Below are 16,625 nucleotides of genomic sequence, written 5' to 3' on the forward strand. Positions count from 1 at the left end.
TTTTTATTAAAAACAGTGTTATAACAGAAAAGAGGGCGTTTTCACGAACATTCCATCATTCTGTACTAGTATCTGTATCATTTTTTACTTCTTCTGTGAACCGAAAGATAAACGGTGAGACTTCCACCTCTAAGAATAGGGACTGTTGTACCCACTGATATGTTACAGATCCAGTTGTGTAGTAAAAAACTCCTTCCGAACTTTCGGCAAGCGTAGACTGTTCCGATAAAGCCATCTGCTTCATTATTTTTGCTATATAATAATTTTTGATTCGTATATTAAGATCCATTGACAAACGGTAGCTTTCTAATGCTGCCATCAATAAAAACGTACATAAAAGAAATAAAAGCAAGACAGAAAATAAAATAGAGCCCTTATAACATTTTCTACTGATCGTTTTTTGTCCATATGGCATATCCATCTTCTCCATTTTCAAAGTGTACATAAAAAGAAATTGTGTGTTCTTTTTCCAATAATTGAAGCTCAGTGATACTTGTTAACATAGGTTGATGTCCGCCGGAAGTTCTTCTTTTACGTATCATTGCCTGATATCTTTCGATGATATACTGTTTATCCTCGATCGTGTAGTGCAGTTGCTGATTTTTCACAGAGACATTGTGACTGCTCTTGAGTTCTTCTTCTAATTGTGCTAAAAATATTAGCCACTCTTTTTGATCTTTACGCTGCAAAAATTCACTTACTTGGATGGTTTGCTGAATCAAAAGATTGAATGTGAGCAATAGACTGCTCAATATCATCAGTCCAATTAGACATTCAATCAGCGTAAATGCTGGAATTACTTGTTTTTTCAATACTGATCGCTTCTTTCTCCATATTGACAAACACTTTTTCGATTACTCCATTATTATCGACAATTTGGATATCGTATGGGATCATTTCTTCCCTTCGCTCTGGTCTTTTGTGATACATCCGCTGCGTCTTGATATCTTCATAAATCATTCGAATAAATAGCAGTTCCTCCCCACTTTTCTTTTCTGCCTGAAGCAAAAACAGCTGGCCAAAGCTCACTAAGTAGACACAGACAGAAGCGATCATAAGCGCTGTAAGGGACTCCAACAAAACAAATCCTGTTTTATTCAATTCTTTTTGTATAGCGACCACTCCCTATCTGGAATTGATACGTAATCGTCCGCTCTTTTTCTTCCCAATAAAATTGATAAGCTTTTAGTGAACTTTCATTCCCGGTTCTAGCAGCAAAAGTAATAGAAGCATGGCGTTTCAAGGTAATCTCATCAGGAATATCTAATACTTCCCAATTTATTTTATCTGGATTCGGAACATGAAAAATGATTTGATTCTCTTCACTATTCCAATAAAAGCCTGTTTGGATCTGATTCACAATAGCGATTTTTTGCGTAGAATAGATTCGTTTTTCAAATTGGCCGAAAAATTGATAGACTGCCAATTCATTCTTCCATGCAGAAAATGCGAGAACTGGAAAAGAAAGGATCGTTGTAAGTAATAAAATCAGTAAGAGTGATTCAAACAACGTATATCCTGATGCTAAAACCTTACCTTCAAGGCCGCTGATAGATTTCTGCATGTTCTCGTTTGATATAGCCTTCATTCAACAATTCCTCCACAGTAGGAACTCTTCCATTATTTTGAAGCGCATAGAGCTCTTTTTGTGTGTCTACCAACTGGATGATCGCTTCACGACTTTCTTGGTCTACATGATTCCTATAACGCGACAAATTAGGGACGAACAACAACACTAATACACTGATGATCAGTAAGACGATTAGCATTTCGATCAATGTAAAACCGCTATAATAAGATATTTTTCTCTTTTTCATGGCAAAACCTCCTCTATGCTTCCGTAAACAGGTAATAAAACAGCGGCATAAACTAATAAAATCAAAGCCGCTACGCCCAAAAAAATGATTGGCTGAATAAAATGCATCCAGTGATGAAGACGTTTGAAAAGCTGTTTTCTTGTCCATTCGCTGTAAAAAATCAGTTCTTTACCTAAACTTCCCTTTGCCTCTCCCTGTAAAACAATTTTACTGAATTCTTCTGATAGAAAACGATAATTCTGGAACTGCTCAGCCAATGACATACCTGCCTCCAATCCTTGAATCAACTTAGAGGCAAGATGCTGAATCAGACTTTCTTGTTTCGTTTCCTTTAAGCAGACTATGATTTGCCTTAATTCGAAACCTTCATGAAAAAGCTTTCCAATCTCTAGTGACAAATAAGCCGATTGATACAAGGAATATATCGGTCCAATCAATAATTGTCTGCTTATCCATTCACTCTGATCAACAGGAGACAACTTCATCAGACGATACCTTACTAGTAAAGCCAATAGAGTAACCGCTAGGATGAATAGTAGAACATACCAATGAAAGACTTGTATCAGCTGAATACCCCAATGCTCTTGCATGACCATTCCTGAACCAATAAGCTGAGGCAAAACGAACAACCGCATACTAAACAAGATACCTAGCAAAAAGGTGAGCAATAGCATCGGATATGCAAGCAGCTTTTTCAAATCATTGCGAAATCCTTCAACAAGCCGAAACTGTTTGGCAATTTCCAACAAAGTTGTCGGCAGATTCCCATGACGTTCAGCTAACTCGATCTGTACCAGTTGCTCTGCTCCATATCCTATTTGCGAAAGTACCTCACTAAACGCTTGCCCTTCCTTTAGCTGATGTTGGATATTTGCCAAAATAACAGGTGGAAACGAACGGATCGTGAGTAATAAATAAAGGGATTCTTGCAGACTAAAACCAGATAAAAGCAGTTCTCCCATGGTTTGTGCAAACTGGTTTTGCTGGCTTCTTGTTAATCCTTTAGAATAGTTCTGACTGCCAAATATTTTCCTGAGCTTCTTCATAACTTTCCTCCCATGATTTTTTTACTGATTCTTCCTCCATAAATTGATAACTCCATAAAACAGAAGGATGGTGATTGGCATCTTCCAAAAGTTCTTGATAAATGACACCAGCTAAACATTCAGATAGCTCTTCTTTTTTCTTTGTCAGTTCATGGATTCTGACCAATGTACCTTCAAGATTGCGTGCATGTACGGTTGCAAAAACCCGGTGCCCTGTTAGTGCTGCTCTTACCGCAGCATGTGCAGTTGATTCATCTCTTATCTCGCCAATGATTAGCAAGTCTGGACGATGCCGTAATGCGAGTTTCAAAAGTGTATCATAAGTCTGTGCTATTTTCGGATTGATCTGTAGCTGCAGAAAAAACGGTTCTTCTATCTCTACAGGATCTTCGATAGTAATCACTTGCAATTTTTCTTCCAAAGCCAACCGATACATTAGAGAAGTCTTGCCTGATCCGACTGGTCCGCTGAAAAGGTATAATCCACGTCTGACGGTTTTCTGTAAAATAGTTGCAAAATCTCGAGAACTAAAGCAACGATGGGGTGTTTCAAAAGTACCGTATAATAGCCGAATCACTAAACTCTCTCGTTGAAGGTAATCTCCTACAGAAGACAACCGCAGACGAACTTCCTGTTTTTCTAAAGAATAAGTAAATGCACCTAACTGAGCTTTTCTTTTTTCTCCGATATCCATCTGTCCCAAATACTTAAATCTTGAGATCAGTTGCTGTCCATCTGCCGAAGAGACTTTCTTCCAGAATGTTCGTTTTTTTCCATAGCGAAAATAGATGTAAAATACTTCTGAAGCTGGCAATATATATACGTCTTGGGCATGTTTGGCAAAACTTTCACTTATCATTTGATCCGATAATCGTTTTATTTCCATTATTCTCCCCTCCACAAAAAACATACGTCTTTTTGATCTTTTTGTTTCAAATAAAATGAATTTACAAAAAAATATTGGCAAAAGCCGAATTTATGTTATACTTATAAAAATTTATCTTGGGAGGCACTCCATTGGAAACAACATTAAGGAAATATATCGAAGTAGCAAGTAAAAAAAAGCCTGCTGACCTAGTGATCAAGCATGCTAAGATCGTCAACGTCTTTACGAAAGAAATCATGGAAAAAGATGTAGCAATCTGCGAAGGAATGATCGTAGGAATCGGTGAATACGAAGGAAAAAGCGTACATAATGCTAATGGGCAATATCTAGTGCCAGGATTCATCGATGGCCATGTGCATATCGAAAGCTCACTTTTATCACCAAGCGAATTTTCAAAAGTATCCTTGCTTCATGGAGTTACTACTGTAGTGACAGATCCCCATGAAATAGGAAACATTGCTGGGAGTACAGGTCTTGAGTTTATGATAGAAGATGCAAGACAAACACTCATGAATATCTTTTTTATGCTACCTTCTTGTGTACCTGTAACCCCTTTTGAGACCAATGGTGCAAATTTAAATGCAAAAAAATTAGCCCCTTTTTTACAAAAACCCGAAGTTTTAGGCTTAGCTGAAGTCATGAACTATCAAGCAGTAGCAAATAATGAAACAGACATCCTAGAAAAGATCCAATTGATGCACCAGCATAAGAAAAAAATTGACGGGCATGCAGCTGGTATCGGCATGGAAGAGTTAAATGTTTATCCTGCAGCAGGTATTCGGACGGATCATGAAGCTACAACTGCAAAAGAAGCTAAAGAACGTTTGGATCTTGGTATGTATTTAATGGTTCGAGAAGGGACCGTTGCAAAAGATCTGGCATCGCTACTACCGGCGATCACACCTGAAAATTCAAGAAGATGCTTCTTTGTCACCGATGATAAACTGATCAATGATTTAGTAAAAGAAGGATCAATCGATCATATCGTCCGTCAAGCTATTGCACTTGGAATCGATCCATTACAAGCCATTCAGATGGCAACATTGAATGCAGCAGAATGTTTTGATTTGAAAACACTAGGTGCGATTGCCCCTGGGTATCAAGCTGATTTCTTCTTAACAGACGATCTTACCAAGCTGCCAATTCATGAAGTTTTCTATAAGGGAACATTAGTTGTTCAATCTGGGCAACTCCAAGACCATTTATTTGCTGATCATTCAAATTCATATACGTGTTGTCTGCCAAAACTAAACGCTCAACCATTAAATCCACATTCGTTAGAGCTGCTTCTTTCTTCTTCACAAGCCCATGTGATCGAAATTATCCCGAATAGTCTAGTGACTAAAGATTTGGTAGAAAAAGTGGACCGACAAGGCGAACGATTCATTCCTTCAATCGAAAAAGACCAATTAAAGATTGCGGTGATCGAGCGTCACCATCAAACGGGAAACATTGGATTAGGCATAGTGAAAGGATTTCAGCTGAAACAAGGAGCGATAGCGACAACGATTGCCCATGACTCGCATAATCTAGTTGTCGTTGGGACAAACGACGAGGATATGCTGTATGCTGCTAATCTTTTGATTCAAAAAGGTGGCGGGATGACCGTTGTCAACAAACAGCAGGAAATAGCTTGTGTTTCTCTTCCTATAGGCGGAATCATGACACAGGAACCTTTTTCGATCGTCTATGAACAGTTGAATGAATTAATAACTAAAGCACATCAACTAGGAGCAGCTAAAACCTTTGATCCTTTTTTGACACTTTCTTTCTTAACATTATCTGTCATACCCGAATTGAAGATCACCGACAAAGGATTATTTTCATTTTCTCGCTTCCAATTGATTCCACCTTGTGGAAAAACCGATGAAATAAATACATTTTAAATCAAATAAATCCCAGAAAATACATTACATCTGTAATGTTCATTTTCTGAGATTTATTTATGGATATTAATGTTTTTATGAAAGCAGAAAGTTAGTTTCACAGACTTTTCTTTTTGGTCTTATCTTGAAATTGAGCTTCTACTCGATAAATACGTTGACCTTTTGAAGAAAATTTTTCTTCATACTCCGTCATAATATTGCCTTCAAATTGACTTTGATGTAAATCTAACCATACCTGTTTGAGGATCATGCCATATTGAGAAAAACTTGCCAGAGAATACTCAAACAATCCTTGATTATCTGTTTTGAAATGGATTTCTCCATTTGGACGAAGAATCTGTTCATCTACAGCAAGAAAAGTCTTATATGTCAATCGCCGTTTTTCATGACGTTTTTTTGGCCATGGATCGGAAAAATTCAGATAGATTTGATCTACTTCGCTGTCAGCGAAATACTCTGTCAACGCTGATCCATCCACATGTAGAAGTTTCAGGTTAGGAAGCGGTTGTTCGATCAACTTGTCTAGTGCAATCGAAACAACACTGACCTGCATTTCTACTCCAATATAATTGATTTCAGGATGGGCTTTTGCCATTCCAGTGATGAACTGGCCTTTCCCCATACCAATCTCAATGTGGATTGGATGATCGTTTTCAAACAATTCATTCCATTTTCCCTTCCACAATGTTGGATCACTAATTACAAAATTCGGGTGAGCCGCTAACATTTCCGCTGCTCCCGGACGATTTCGGACACGCATTATTTATCTCCATTCCTTTCCTCTAATTAAAAAGGTCTGGCCAAATCTCCGCAGAGTTTGGGCCAAACCTCAGCCACTGAAAATTCGTTTTAATTGTAAAATTTCTTCGTTCATCCGTCGATGATCTTCACGTTTGCAATATCTGGTGATTTCTTGGAGCAAATTCATGGCCGCATACCAATGAAATTTTTCAAGCATTTCGTCAGTCGGGCGTATGCCATAACTGATCAGCCACTGATTCCAGCTAGACAGTGGCACATAATTTCCTAAAATCGTTGCAATATCCACCGCAGGGTCTGCAAACATGATTGAATCCCAATCGACTAGATATAAATAATTTTTACATACTAACCAATTACGATGGTTTACATCTCCGTGTACTACTGATAAGTTTTCCTTATCTATTGACGGGATCTGCTCACGAAGAAAACGATGGACAATTTGCAGAAATTGATTTTTCTGGAGTTCTTCCGGTAATTCTTTTTCATATTTTTGCAGCATCTTCTCCGGCGTCATGACACGACCACCGATACGGGTCAGCATGGTTTTAAGAGAATTTGAATGATGTAAATGGTACAAAACATCAATCACGTCGTTTCTTTGACCAATCTCATTAGGAGTCAGCAAGCGACCTTCCAGCCACTCTTGTGCTGTCAAAGTATCGCCATTCCCCGTTCGTTTTGTCCAAACAAGTTTTGGTGTAATTCCTTCCCTTGAAAGAGCAGCCAACATCGGAGTCGTGTTTCGTTTAATAAAGACTTTGTCCTCATCACGCATGCCTATGTATGTTTTTCCTGTGTCGCCTTTGATGGGACGTAACCGCCACTCTTGGTCTAACTGAAACTCCATCATGCATTCTCCCGTCCTCTTACTCTTTGTTTTGCAGTACTTATTATTCTAGTCGCCTGAACACTACACGTCAAGCACATATACGTTCTTTTTCATTTAATTGCCATTCAAAAAACCAGCTTTTCTCAAAAAAAATAGAACGAACAGCATTCTTACTGTCAACGCTCTATTTTTCATTCTCATTTTTACCCTACACAGCTTTGTTTTCAGTCTGACATCTTCTTCAAACGAGTTGGTACATATAGTTTAACAAAGAGCATAGTAACAATCAAATAAGCCGCTAGCGGAACCCATCGCTGCTGCCCATCTAATACGACTGCAGCAATCAAACCAAAAATAACCGACGCGATAATTAATACCCATGTGAGTAGATACTGAATCGCCTGCTTCTTCTGATTCTTATGGATTGGATAAAGCTGAACGAGAACCATATAGCGGAACTGGTTCGCTAAAGGTAACAGTTGGAAACCGATCAAATATAAAAATAAGAAACCGATAATCAGACTAAAATAAAAGTCGACTACTCCGGCAATCAATAACCCACCTATAATTACTAATCGGAAATAAAGACCACTAAAATCAGAACCTCTTGCCAATCTTCTTGCAAACAAGTAAAGATAAGTGTTTTTTGATTCTCTTTTAATATGAGTCAATATAGGATCCAAATAGCGTCTTCTTTTGATCTTTGCCGTAATTTCAGGAACATCTGTGAATAAATTGATAAATTGATAGATCTGATGCAACCTATGTTCTTCTACATGCACCATTTTCTCCCAATCCAATCCTTTTTCTTGTTGCTTCCACAAAAACCAGTAATATAGACTTGCCTGTACTAATGCACCTGCTATTCCTGCCCATATTAGCCAATAAAATGATAGAAACAAAAAGATCAGAGAAGAAAAAAACCAGCCTAATTTCCAATAACGAATAACTTGTTGATCTAGTCGAAACAATTCTGCTCTCTTGATTTGCAGATGACTGAATTTCAAACTCCATAATATGATCAGATAGACGAAAAACATCGAAAAGGATTGCTCCGTACTAACCACCACTAATGGCATGGCCAATCCGCATGCCAATATCAAAAAGATCAACGGAAAAATGCAAGAATAGCGAAAAGCTCGTTCCAAATAGGTTTGCATTTCTTTTTCTTTAGGAAGTAAAAAAACAATATCTGCTGCCTCTGCAAAAGTAGCCATCTTACCCACGAATAAACAGAGCATCCAAAATACAGAGATTATGAGCCCTCCAATTGCAAACGGTGGCTGCAGGGTTTTCAACCAATTAGAATAATATAATCCCACACCGCCAATCAAGAAAAGACAAACTAAAACAAAATGATCGTTCAATACATAACGCATATATTTCATCATTTTCTTTTGATGTCTTGCTAAACGTTTTTGAAAAAAACTACTCATGTGCCTGCTCCTTTGTTAAAGCAATATAGATTTCGTCCAAAGAAGAATCCGGCAGCTGAAATTCTTTTCTCAACATCTCAAGAGAACCGTCTGCTCGTATCTCTCCGTTATGTAAGACCACAAAACGATCACAATATTTTTCTGCAGTAGCTAAAATATGCGTAGACATCAAAATACCGGCTCCTTCTTTTTTCATTTCTACCATCAATTCAAGCAATGCATTGATAGCTAGTGGATCCAAGCCTAAAAATGGTTCGTCGATGATATATAAAGAAGGCTCGATCAAAAAGGCGCATAAGATCATCACTTTCTGTTTCATTCCCTTTGAAAAATTAGCTGGGAACCAGTCAAGACGATTAGATAACCGAAAAGTCTCCAACAACTTTTCTGCTCTTTTCATTGCTATATCCATAGGTATATCGTAGGCCATCGCAGTGACTTCGATATGTTCTCTCAATGTCAATTCTTCATATAAAGAAGGAGTCTCTGGAATATACCCAATTTGTTTGCGATATTCTTCCGTATTTTTCTTTAAGGATAGATGATTGATTTCTATCGTTCCTTTTGAAGCTTCCAGCAGACCGATAATGTGCTTGATGGTCGTACTTTTCCCTGCTCCGTTCAGTCCAATCAACCCTACTATCTCTCCAGGCTGTACATCGAAACTGATATCTTTTAACACAGGGAGATGTCCGTACCCCCCTGTGACATGATCGATAATTAAACTCATTCTTTTTCCTCCGCCATTTATTTTTATTTATTATACCACGAAGAAAATGACGGTATTTTGTTTTTTTCCTTACAATAGCTTTAACTTATGGTAAAGTTAAGCTGAAGTATTTATTCTTTATAGAAAGGATGTTTTATATGGAAAACTGTATTTTTTGCAAAATCATCAATCAAGAAATCCCAAGCTATAAAATATATGAAGACGACAAGGTCTATGCTTTTTTAGACATCTCTCAAGCAACGAAAGGACACACATTAGTTGTGCCTAAACGTCATGTAGCAGATATTTTTGAATATGATCCCGAACTTGCAGGAGAGGTTTTTTCGCGTGTGCCTAAGATTGCTCAAGCATTGGAAAAAGCTTTTCCAGAAATGAAAGGTCTTAATATCTTGAATAACAACCGTGAACTAGCCTATCAATCTGTTTTTCATTCACATATCCATTTAGTCCCTCGCTACAGCAAAGAGGATGATTTTTCTATTCACTTTGTCAATCATCAAGATAGTTATGGATCGGAAGAACTAAAAGCTATTCAAGAAACAATCGTAAAGCAGGTGTCCTGCGATGATTAAAAACTTTTTCAAAGGACTGTTATTTGGAGCTGCTGCTGGCACTGTCGGAGGTCTGTTATTGGCGCCCAGGAGCGGGAATGAAACAAGAAAGAAACTGATCGAAGAATTGGAAGAAGCAACAACTCTGACAAATGATTTAAATAACAGCCTGAATCATTTTAAAAGCGCATTGATCGAAACAAAAGAAACAGCTGAATCTGTGATTCCTGCTTTCCAAGAAGCAATCAAAAAAGATATCGAAGATTTTAAATTCCAAGCCGAACCACGTATCACACAAATCAATGAACAAGTAGAAAAACTAAAAGCTGATCTGCCAGAGTATCCTGAACAAATATAATAATGATTATTTTCTCAACAGATTTAACTATATAAGTGAGAAAAGTTTGCGTATTTCCTAGGAATGTGATGAAATTTTGAATTTTGTTTGAAACTACCACGACAACGTTTTTAAAGGAAATGGGATATGGTATAGTTAATATATAAAAATAATAACTAATTACAGGAGTGCAAATTTTAATGAAAAAAAAATCAATTATTTTGGCAGCTACTAGTGCGTTGGCTGTTTTAACTCTAGCAGCTTGTTCAGGCGATACTAATAAAGATATCGCAACGATGAAAGGCGGAACGATCACTGTATCTGATTTCTATGATGAAGCAAAACTTGAATCATCGAACCAATCCTTAGTACAACGGATGATCATTTATAAAGTATTCAATAACAAATATGGCGATAAAGTAACCGATAAGCAAGTGGATGCAGAATACGACAAACAAGCGAAATCATTAGGTGATACTTTTGAATCACAATTAGAAGCTGCTGGATATACGAAAGATACTTATAAAGAATATATTCGTAACAATTTAGCTTTTGAAGCTGGCTTGAAAGCTCACGTAGATATTACAGATGACGATTTGAAAACTGCTTGGAAATCTTTCCATCCAGAAGTAGAAGCACAAATCATCAAATTATCAAGTGAAGATGAAGCAAAAGATGTGAAAAAATCAGCGGATGATGGAGATGATTTCTCTAAATTAGCCAAAGACAAATCAACTGATACAGAGACAAAAGAAGATGGCGGTAAAGTTAAATTCGACTCAACGACAACAACTATTCCTGCAGAAGTAAAAGAAGCAGCTTTCAAATTGAAAGACGGTGAGATCTCCGATGTTATTACTACAACAAATCCTACTTCTTATGCGACAGAATACTACGTTGTCAAAATGGTGAAAAACCAAAATAAAGGCAATGACATGGATAAATACAAAGATCAACTAAAAGATATCGCTACTGAAACTAAACTAAGTGACAATGCATTCACAACTAAAGTAATCGGTGAAGAATTAAAAGATGCAAATGTAAAAATCAAAGATGATGCCTTTGAAAATGTGTTGAGTGCATTCACAACAACTTCATCAAGTACGAAAGACTCAAGTGAAACTACAGCTTCAACAAAGAGTTCTGACACAAAATCAACTGATTCAACAAAAGAATCTTCAACTGAAGAAACAACTGATTCATCAAAATAAAAGAAAACAAAAAAAGCGAAGACTTATGTCTCGCTTTTTTTGTTTTGAATGAAAAAAATAAATTTTTGCTATAAATCTTTTGGTACATAGAAACTTCGGTTGTCCATACCGAAAATCCGATCGGTGTATTTTCCTGGTTCTGTTTGACGAATCGAAGTCAACATCATCTGCATCGAAGCATCGATATTGTCGATTTGATGTAATATTTCTGCTTCCATTATTCTTGGACGTACAGGTGAGCCATATTCTAATAAGCCATGGTGTGCTAAAACCATATGACGTAATACGAGAACATCTTCGTCAGCTTCGCTGATTTTCAACGCAAGACAGGCTTTAGTTATTTCTTCGTCAATCAATACCAGATGACCGATCAAATTTCCTGCAAGCGTATATTCTGTCGACATAGGACCGGAAAGTTCAATCACCTTTCCTAAATCATGCAAAATGATACCAGCATACAACAATGCTCGATTCAGCTCAGGATATTCATCGGCGATTGATTTCCCTAAGTGAAGCATTGTCAAAGTATGATAAGCTAATCCACTGGCAAATGCATGATGGTTTCTTTTTGCTGCCGGAAACTTAAAAAATTGTTTTTGATATTTATTAAGTAGATAGCGAACAATACGATTCCAATGCGCATTGGTGATCTCAAACAACAATTGATTGATTTCTTCTTCCATTTCTTCTTTCTTCAAAGGGGCTCTTTCCATGTATAAACTAGGCTCTCCTGGCTCATCTACCCTTGTTAAGCGCATATGAAGAATCTTTACTTGAGGGTTTCCTTGATAAACCTCTCTTTTACCGTTTAGAAAAACGACTGTGCCGGCTGTAAATTTATTGATTTCCTCCTCCGAAGCATCCCAGTATTTACCATCGATAGTACCTGAAGTATCTTGGAAAGTAAAAGCAATAAATTTTTTTCCGTTTTTAGCGATTCTTACATCTGCACTTTTGATCAGGACAAATTGTTCAAACTGCTCATCGATTACTAAATCACGAATTTTTTTCATTATTTGCTCCTTCTAATTGTTTTACGATTTGGTTCATCTCATGGTAATAGCTTACCATTTCTTTATCAGAAGAAAAACAAATTATTTGATACTTTTCTCCAAATTTAGCTAAAAGTTCAGCTAATTGATACTTTCGCTGATGATCATAATGAAGCCAGCCATCATCAATGATGATCGGGCATATCGAACGGTTAGCTTCTAATGAGAGGTAAGCAAATCTCATCGCCATAATCAGCTGATCTTTCGTACCTGTAGATAACTCATAGATGGGAAATTCTGTATATTCGTCTGTTAAAGTCAGTGTATCATTTTTCAGTAATATCTTCTGATAATTTCCTTTTGTTAAAATACCTAAATAATCACCTGCTGCTCTTAACAACTGGGGTAATTGTCTTTCACTCATCTCTGTTGAAAGATCACCTAAGAATGTCCCGGCGATTTCAAGTGCTCCCCATTCCTCCAGTAATTCCTGTAATTTTGCTTTTTGCCGGCTAGCTTGTTGATAAAGTTCGTCCAATGTGCCGTCTCTTTGCAACTCTTCTACTTGAAGTTGGAGTCGTTGCCGATTTTCACTTGCTTCTTTTTCTTCTTGCTGGAGTTGGGATTGCTTTTCTTTCAGTTGGCGCAGTCTTACAGATAATTTCTCTTTTGTCAGCTCTTCAGGAAATAGTGGAGTAAGCATTTCCGATAATTCATTGTATCTTTTCATCTGCTGTTCGGCTTGTTTGGCTTTTTGTAAAAAGACAGGTACTTCCGAAGGATAAGATAAGCCTGCTTGAGTCAATTGTTCGCTGTATTCTTGTATCCATACTTTTTGTTTCTTTTTCAATTGATTGATTTCTTGCTTCAATAAAGTATTTTGCTGATAGCTTCTGGCAAATTTCATCTGTTCCATCTCTTGTATAAAACGGGAAAGCAATACCATTTTTTCTGAAATTGTCTTATCTTGTATCGGTAACCATTCTTTAACAAACTCAAATTTTTGGTCGATTTGTCGTAGTTTTTCTTGTATTTCCTGTTCTCTTTTATGTTTCCGCTCAAATACGCCATATAATTTCTGATAATCTATGACTTCCTGTCCATATTCTTTCATGAGTTTGAGCGTATCCATCTTTCCTAAGTGCCGATGATCCGCAAAACGATATACTTCTTGCTGAAGAATCTGTTTTTCTTCTCCAGTTCTCTTTTGTTTTTCTTCTGCTTCAGCTAATTGAGCTAAGGCTAGATCAAGTTGTCCTAGTTTTTCTTGCCACATTCCTTTTATCTCAGAGAAATCATTTTTAGTTTTAATTTTTGGTTGCCTTTTGTAGAAGAAATAGCCAATCATGCCTGCACCAATTAGTAAAAGGATCACTTTCAAGGGCATTGGTACAAATATACCTGCAATGATTATTGCTCCGCCAGCCATCAGCATATACGGTTTAGATGAAGAGACTGGTGCTATCTCTGACTGATTTTGTAATAATGCTGGATAGGTCTCTTCCAAGTCATTCACTTCTGCTTCAATCATCTCTTGCTGTTCTTTAGCTATTTGGAGACGCACAGAAATCTGGCTTTCTAGATCAGCAATCCTTCTTTCTTCAGCCAGAAGATGCTTCCATTCTTCTTCATATAAAAATTCTTCCGGTAACGGATTTTTCTGCCAATGCCACCTTTGTTCCAAAATCTTCAATTCTGAATTTGTTTCTCTAGTCTCAATTTGTAATCTTTGCCATTCTTCGTTTAATTGTTCCGCTGTAAATTGAAGTTGCTGGAGATCTTTTAGTTCCTGCTCCTGCTCTAAATAAAAATAATATCTGGCTGACTGCTGATCCATCCCGCTATGCTTTTCCAGTGTTGCTTCTAATTCTTCCAAACGCTCATTTGTTTGCTGATACCGTTTGGAGAAAGACTCCAGATCTAAAAGAAGTTGCTCATCAGGAAGACCTGTAGTGCTGTTTTTTTTGAGAGATTGCCATTCTTCATATAAAGAAAAATTAAGTTCTTGCTGTCTGGCTAATGAAAATTGTTTGTTCGCCTCTTTTAATTGTGCCAATAACTGCTGCTGTTGCGACTCGTATTCCTGTTCTTGTTGGATCAACTTGCCAAAATAAGCTTCCTGTTCTTGTTTTTGATGAATTTTTTCTTGCAGCTCTTTCCATTCATTTAATTTTTGATTGATTAGTAATTTTTGGCCTTTTTTCTTGAATAATTGTTGTGCTTTCTGATAATATTCTTGCCGCTTTTGGAATACTTGAGAACTGCCCGTGATGCCTAAAGAAATCAGCGCATCATGTAGCTCTTTTTCTCTCAAATGATCTAGTTCCATCAACTGCTCTTGCTGGAAAGTAAATACCTGCTGGAATAACTCTTTCGTCAAAGGTGCGATCAGTTTTTCTAGTAACTCATCACTTCCCACTTGATCCCCCAGCCACACCTTCGATTTTCCGCGATTTTGCTGCTTGTAGCGCTCGACAGCAAATTCACCATATACAGGATGTTTAAGCCATATTTTGCCGCCATAGGCTGAGCCGTCTTTTGGTGTATAATCCTTTTTTTTACGGCCTTTTGAAGGGAAACCAAATAATATTGCTTGAATAAATTGATAAATCGTTGATTTTCCTGCTTCGTTTCCCCCATAGATCAGCTGATTGTCTGAATAAAAGTCAAAACTTTTTTGACGCCATTTTCCAAAAGCAGCAATCTCGATCCTTAAAATCTTCATTCCTGATCCTCCTCAAATAAAAAATCTTGATTAAGCAGCTGCTTGGCTTTTTCAAGTGTTTCTTCTTGATATTCCGGCAGTTCGCTCAATATTCTAGCCGCTTCTTGATGACTATATACTTCATTTAAAATTTGTTGGAAATCTTGAGGTGTCTGATAGTATTGAAATAACTGTTCCATCAATTTAGCAGAAGCAGCAAGTGGGGTCTTCGTATAAAAAGTATTCTCTATGAGAGAAATACGCCAAATAAAGAAATCATTTATCCTATCTGAGAATTCCTCTAACAAATAGTCTAATAGCTCTCCTGATTGTATCCGTTCCAAAACATCTGTATTGAGATGGTCATAATCTTTTAATTTTATCTCAATTAAACTAAATCCATCCTCTACTTTTGAAAGCTGCTGACGAATGTGAACAATGACCTCTTTTGTCGTTCTTGCTTTCCTCAATGATATTTCCTTTGTCTTCCAATAGACCTCTGCTACTTTAATCGGATGTATTTGGCAACTTCCTTTACTTAATTCAACTAGTAGAATAGATGTAGAAGCTTGTTCCTTTTTAGTATGACCTTGAGGCGCACCTGGATAAACAATTGTTTGCTTTTCATTTAAGACCGTTGGCACATGGATATGCCCTAAAGCCCAATAATCGTATCCCTTTTCTTGCATCTTTGAGGGTTGGAAAGGAGCATAGTTTCCTTTTTGAGAGACGCCAGGTTCCCCGTGGTACAACCCAATATGGTAATCTGTGAGTTCTCTAGAAGGAAATTCCATCACTTTGTCTTTTTGAATCCACGGTTGACGATAACTAAATCCACTGAGAGAGACAGTTTCTCCACTTTTTATCGTTATTTTTTTTGTCTCTACCGTTTCGGATGTAAATAAATGGACATTTTTAGGAAAGGAGAACCAATACCGCTCTTTTTGATAGAAATCATGATTTCCGAATATTATAAATACAGGTATATGGTTCTTTTCTAACCGTTTCATCTGTTCTGAAAAATGTTTCTGTATTTTTAATGAAGGACGATTTTGATGAAAATTATCTCCTGCAAGTAAAACAAAATCAACGTTATTTATTATTGCCTGTTCAATGATATTTGATAAAACGGTCAGATTCGTCTTCAATAGTTTTTCCTGTACAGTTTTATCAAGAGTTGTCAGTCCTTCAAATGACCGATCCATATGTAAATCTGCCGCATGGATAAATTTCACCATTAAAAATTTCCTCCTTTTTTTCTTTTATCATACCATTTTCAATGTTTTTTTTCATCAATAACCGAAAATTTGTTCGTATTATGCAAAGAAATTACGATAAATGGCCGACTTCAAAAAATAAGTTTATTCGAAAAAAAGATTGTGACATGATTTTTGTCACAATCCTAAATATCTATGTTATATTCGCTTCGTTTGACACT

General features: G+C 36.9%; 18 protein-coding genes. 4 read left to right on the forward strand and 14 right to left on the reverse strand.

The window, feature by feature from the left end; genetic code table 11:
* Positions 1-55: 55 nt before the first annotated feature.
* Genes comGG through comGA form a run of 7 tightly spaced genes read right to left on the reverse strand, consistent with a single transcriptional unit; the run spans position 56 to position 3,749 of the window.
* Positions 56-415, reverse strand: a complete 360-nt coding sequence (comGG, locus tag PYW34_RS10855) for a competence type IV pilus minor pilin ComGG (RefSeq protein ID WP_002293655.1) — start codon at positions 413-415, stop codon at positions 56-58.
* Positions 387-812, reverse strand: a complete 426-nt coding sequence (gene comGF / locus PYW34_RS10860; protein ID WP_002325315.1) for a competence type IV pilus minor pilin ComGF — start codon at positions 810-812, stop codon at positions 387-389. The genes comGG and comGF overlap by 29 nt, the downstream gene beginning before the upstream one ends.
* The gene (locus PYW34_RS10865; RefSeq protein ID WP_002286177.1) at positions 775-1,122 is read right to left on the reverse strand and encodes a hypothetical protein; all 348 of its coding nucleotides are present in this window, start codon (positions 1,120-1,122) and stop codon (positions 775-777) included. Before PYW34_RS10865 ends, comGF begins: the two co-directional genes overlap by 38 nt.
* On the reverse strand, positions 1,094-1,564 hold the full coding sequence (gene comGD / locus PYW34_RS10870; RefSeq protein ID WP_002317395.1) for a competence type IV pilus minor pilin ComGD: 471 nt from the start codon (positions 1,562-1,564) through the stop codon (positions 1,094-1,096). Before comGD ends, PYW34_RS10865 begins: the two co-directional genes overlap by 29 nt.
* Positions 1,539-1,817, reverse strand: coding sequence for a competence type IV pilus major pilin ComGC (comGC, locus tag PYW34_RS10875; RefSeq protein ID WP_002286179.1), 279 nt, complete (start codon positions 1,815-1,817; stop codon positions 1,539-1,541). Before comGC ends, comGD begins: the two co-directional genes overlap by 26 nt.
* Positions 1,814-2,863 carry a competence type IV pilus assembly protein ComGB gene (gene comGB, locus PYW34_RS10880; RefSeq protein WP_002286180.1) on the reverse strand — a complete coding sequence of 350 codons (1,050 nt, stop codon included), beginning with the start codon at positions 2,861-2,863 and terminating at the stop codon, positions 1,814-1,816. The genes comGC and comGB overlap by 4 nt, the downstream gene beginning before the upstream one ends.
* Entirely contained in the window at positions 2,820-3,749 is a 930-nt protein-coding gene (gene comGA / locus PYW34_RS10885) for a competence type IV pilus ATPase ComGA (protein WP_002293666.1), read from the reverse strand. The genes comGB and comGA overlap by 44 nt, the downstream gene beginning before the upstream one ends.
* 131 nt (positions 3,750-3,880) lie before the next feature.
* Here comGA and ade point away from each other — a divergent pair, with 131 nt between their 5' ends.
* Positions 3,881-5,635 carry an adenine deaminase gene (gene ade, locus PYW34_RS10890; RefSeq protein ID WP_002286185.1) on the forward strand — a complete coding sequence of 585 codons (1,755 nt, stop codon included), beginning with the start codon at positions 3,881-3,883 and terminating at the stop codon, positions 5,633-5,635.
* A gap of 97 nt (positions 5,636-5,732) precedes the next feature.
* Here the strand turns inward: ade and trmB are convergent, their stop codons facing one another.
* The 4 genes from trmB to PYW34_RS10910 all read right to left on the reverse strand — a co-directional run bounded on the left by trmB (position 5,733) and on the right by PYW34_RS10910 (position 9,392).
* On the reverse strand, positions 5,733-6,395 hold the full coding sequence (gene trmB / locus PYW34_RS10895) for a tRNA (guanosine(46)-N7)-methyltransferase TrmB (RefSeq protein ID WP_002286189.1): 663 nt from the start codon (positions 6,393-6,395) through the stop codon (positions 5,733-5,735).
* A 69-nt stretch (positions 6,396-6,464) separates the two neighbouring features.
* A complete protein-coding gene (locus PYW34_RS10900; protein ID WP_002286194.1) occupies positions 6,465-7,247 on the reverse strand; it encodes a phosphotransferase family protein in 783 nt (260 codons plus the stop codon).
* Positions 7,248-7,450: 203 nt separating this feature from the next.
* A complete protein-coding gene (locus PYW34_RS10905) occupies positions 7,451-8,662 on the reverse strand; it encodes an ABC transporter permease (RefSeq protein WP_002286197.1) in 1,212 nt (403 codons plus the stop codon).
* Complete coding sequence (locus PYW34_RS10910; RefSeq protein WP_002286199.1) at positions 8,655-9,392, reverse strand: ABC transporter ATP-binding protein; 738 nt, start codon at positions 9,390-9,392, stop codon at positions 8,655-8,657. The genes PYW34_RS10905 and PYW34_RS10910 overlap by 8 nt, the downstream gene beginning before the upstream one ends.
* Positions 9,393-9,529: 137 nt before the next feature.
* Here PYW34_RS10910 and PYW34_RS10915 point away from each other — a divergent pair, with 137 nt between their 5' ends.
* The 3 genes from PYW34_RS10915 (at position 9,530) to PYW34_RS10925 (ending at position 11,491) form a co-directional block, all read left to right on the forward strand.
* Positions 9,530-9,964 carry an HIT family protein gene (locus PYW34_RS10915; protein WP_002286201.1) on the forward strand — a complete coding sequence of 145 codons (435 nt, stop codon included), beginning with the start codon at positions 9,530-9,532 and terminating at the stop codon, positions 9,962-9,964.
* Entirely contained in the window at positions 9,957-10,301 is a 345-nt protein-coding gene (locus tag PYW34_RS10920; protein WP_002286203.1) for a YtxH domain-containing protein, read from the forward strand. Before PYW34_RS10915 ends, PYW34_RS10920 begins: the two co-directional genes overlap by 8 nt.
* Positions 10,302-10,480: 179 nt before the next feature.
* Positions 10,481-11,491, forward strand: coding sequence for a peptidylprolyl isomerase (locus PYW34_RS10925; RefSeq protein WP_002286208.1), 1,011 nt, complete (start codon positions 10,481-10,483; stop codon positions 11,489-11,491).
* A 68-nt stretch (positions 11,492-11,559) separates the two neighbouring features.
* Here PYW34_RS10925 and PYW34_RS10930 read toward each other — a convergent pair whose 3' ends face one another.
* The 3 genes from PYW34_RS10930 to PYW34_RS10940 are packed head-to-tail and all read right to left on the reverse strand — an operon-like array spanning position 11,560 to position 16,425.
* The gene (locus PYW34_RS10930; protein WP_002334554.1) at positions 11,560-12,504 is read right to left on the reverse strand and encodes a 3'-5' exoribonuclease YhaM family protein; all 945 of its coding nucleotides are present in this window, start codon (positions 12,502-12,504) and stop codon (positions 11,560-11,562) included.
* Positions 12,488-15,208: an ATP-binding protein gene (locus PYW34_RS10935; RefSeq protein ID WP_002334555.1), complete on the reverse strand. Its 2,721-nt coding sequence runs from the start codon at positions 15,206-15,208 to the stop codon at positions 12,488-12,490. Before PYW34_RS10935 ends, PYW34_RS10930 begins: the two co-directional genes overlap by 17 nt.
* Positions 15,205-16,425 (reverse strand): metallophosphoesterase family protein, encoded by a 1,221-nt coding sequence (locus PYW34_RS10940; RefSeq protein ID WP_002286214.1) that lies wholly within the window; start codon positions 16,423-16,425, stop codon positions 15,205-15,207. Before PYW34_RS10940 ends, PYW34_RS10935 begins: the two co-directional genes overlap by 4 nt.
* Positions 16,426-16,625 lie beyond the last annotated feature (200 nt).

Origin of the sequence: Enterococcus faecium, from assembly GCF_029023785.1 — a bacterium.
Taxonomy (GTDB): Bacteria; Bacillota; Bacilli; order Lactobacillales; family Enterococcaceae; genus Enterococcus_B; species Enterococcus_B faecium.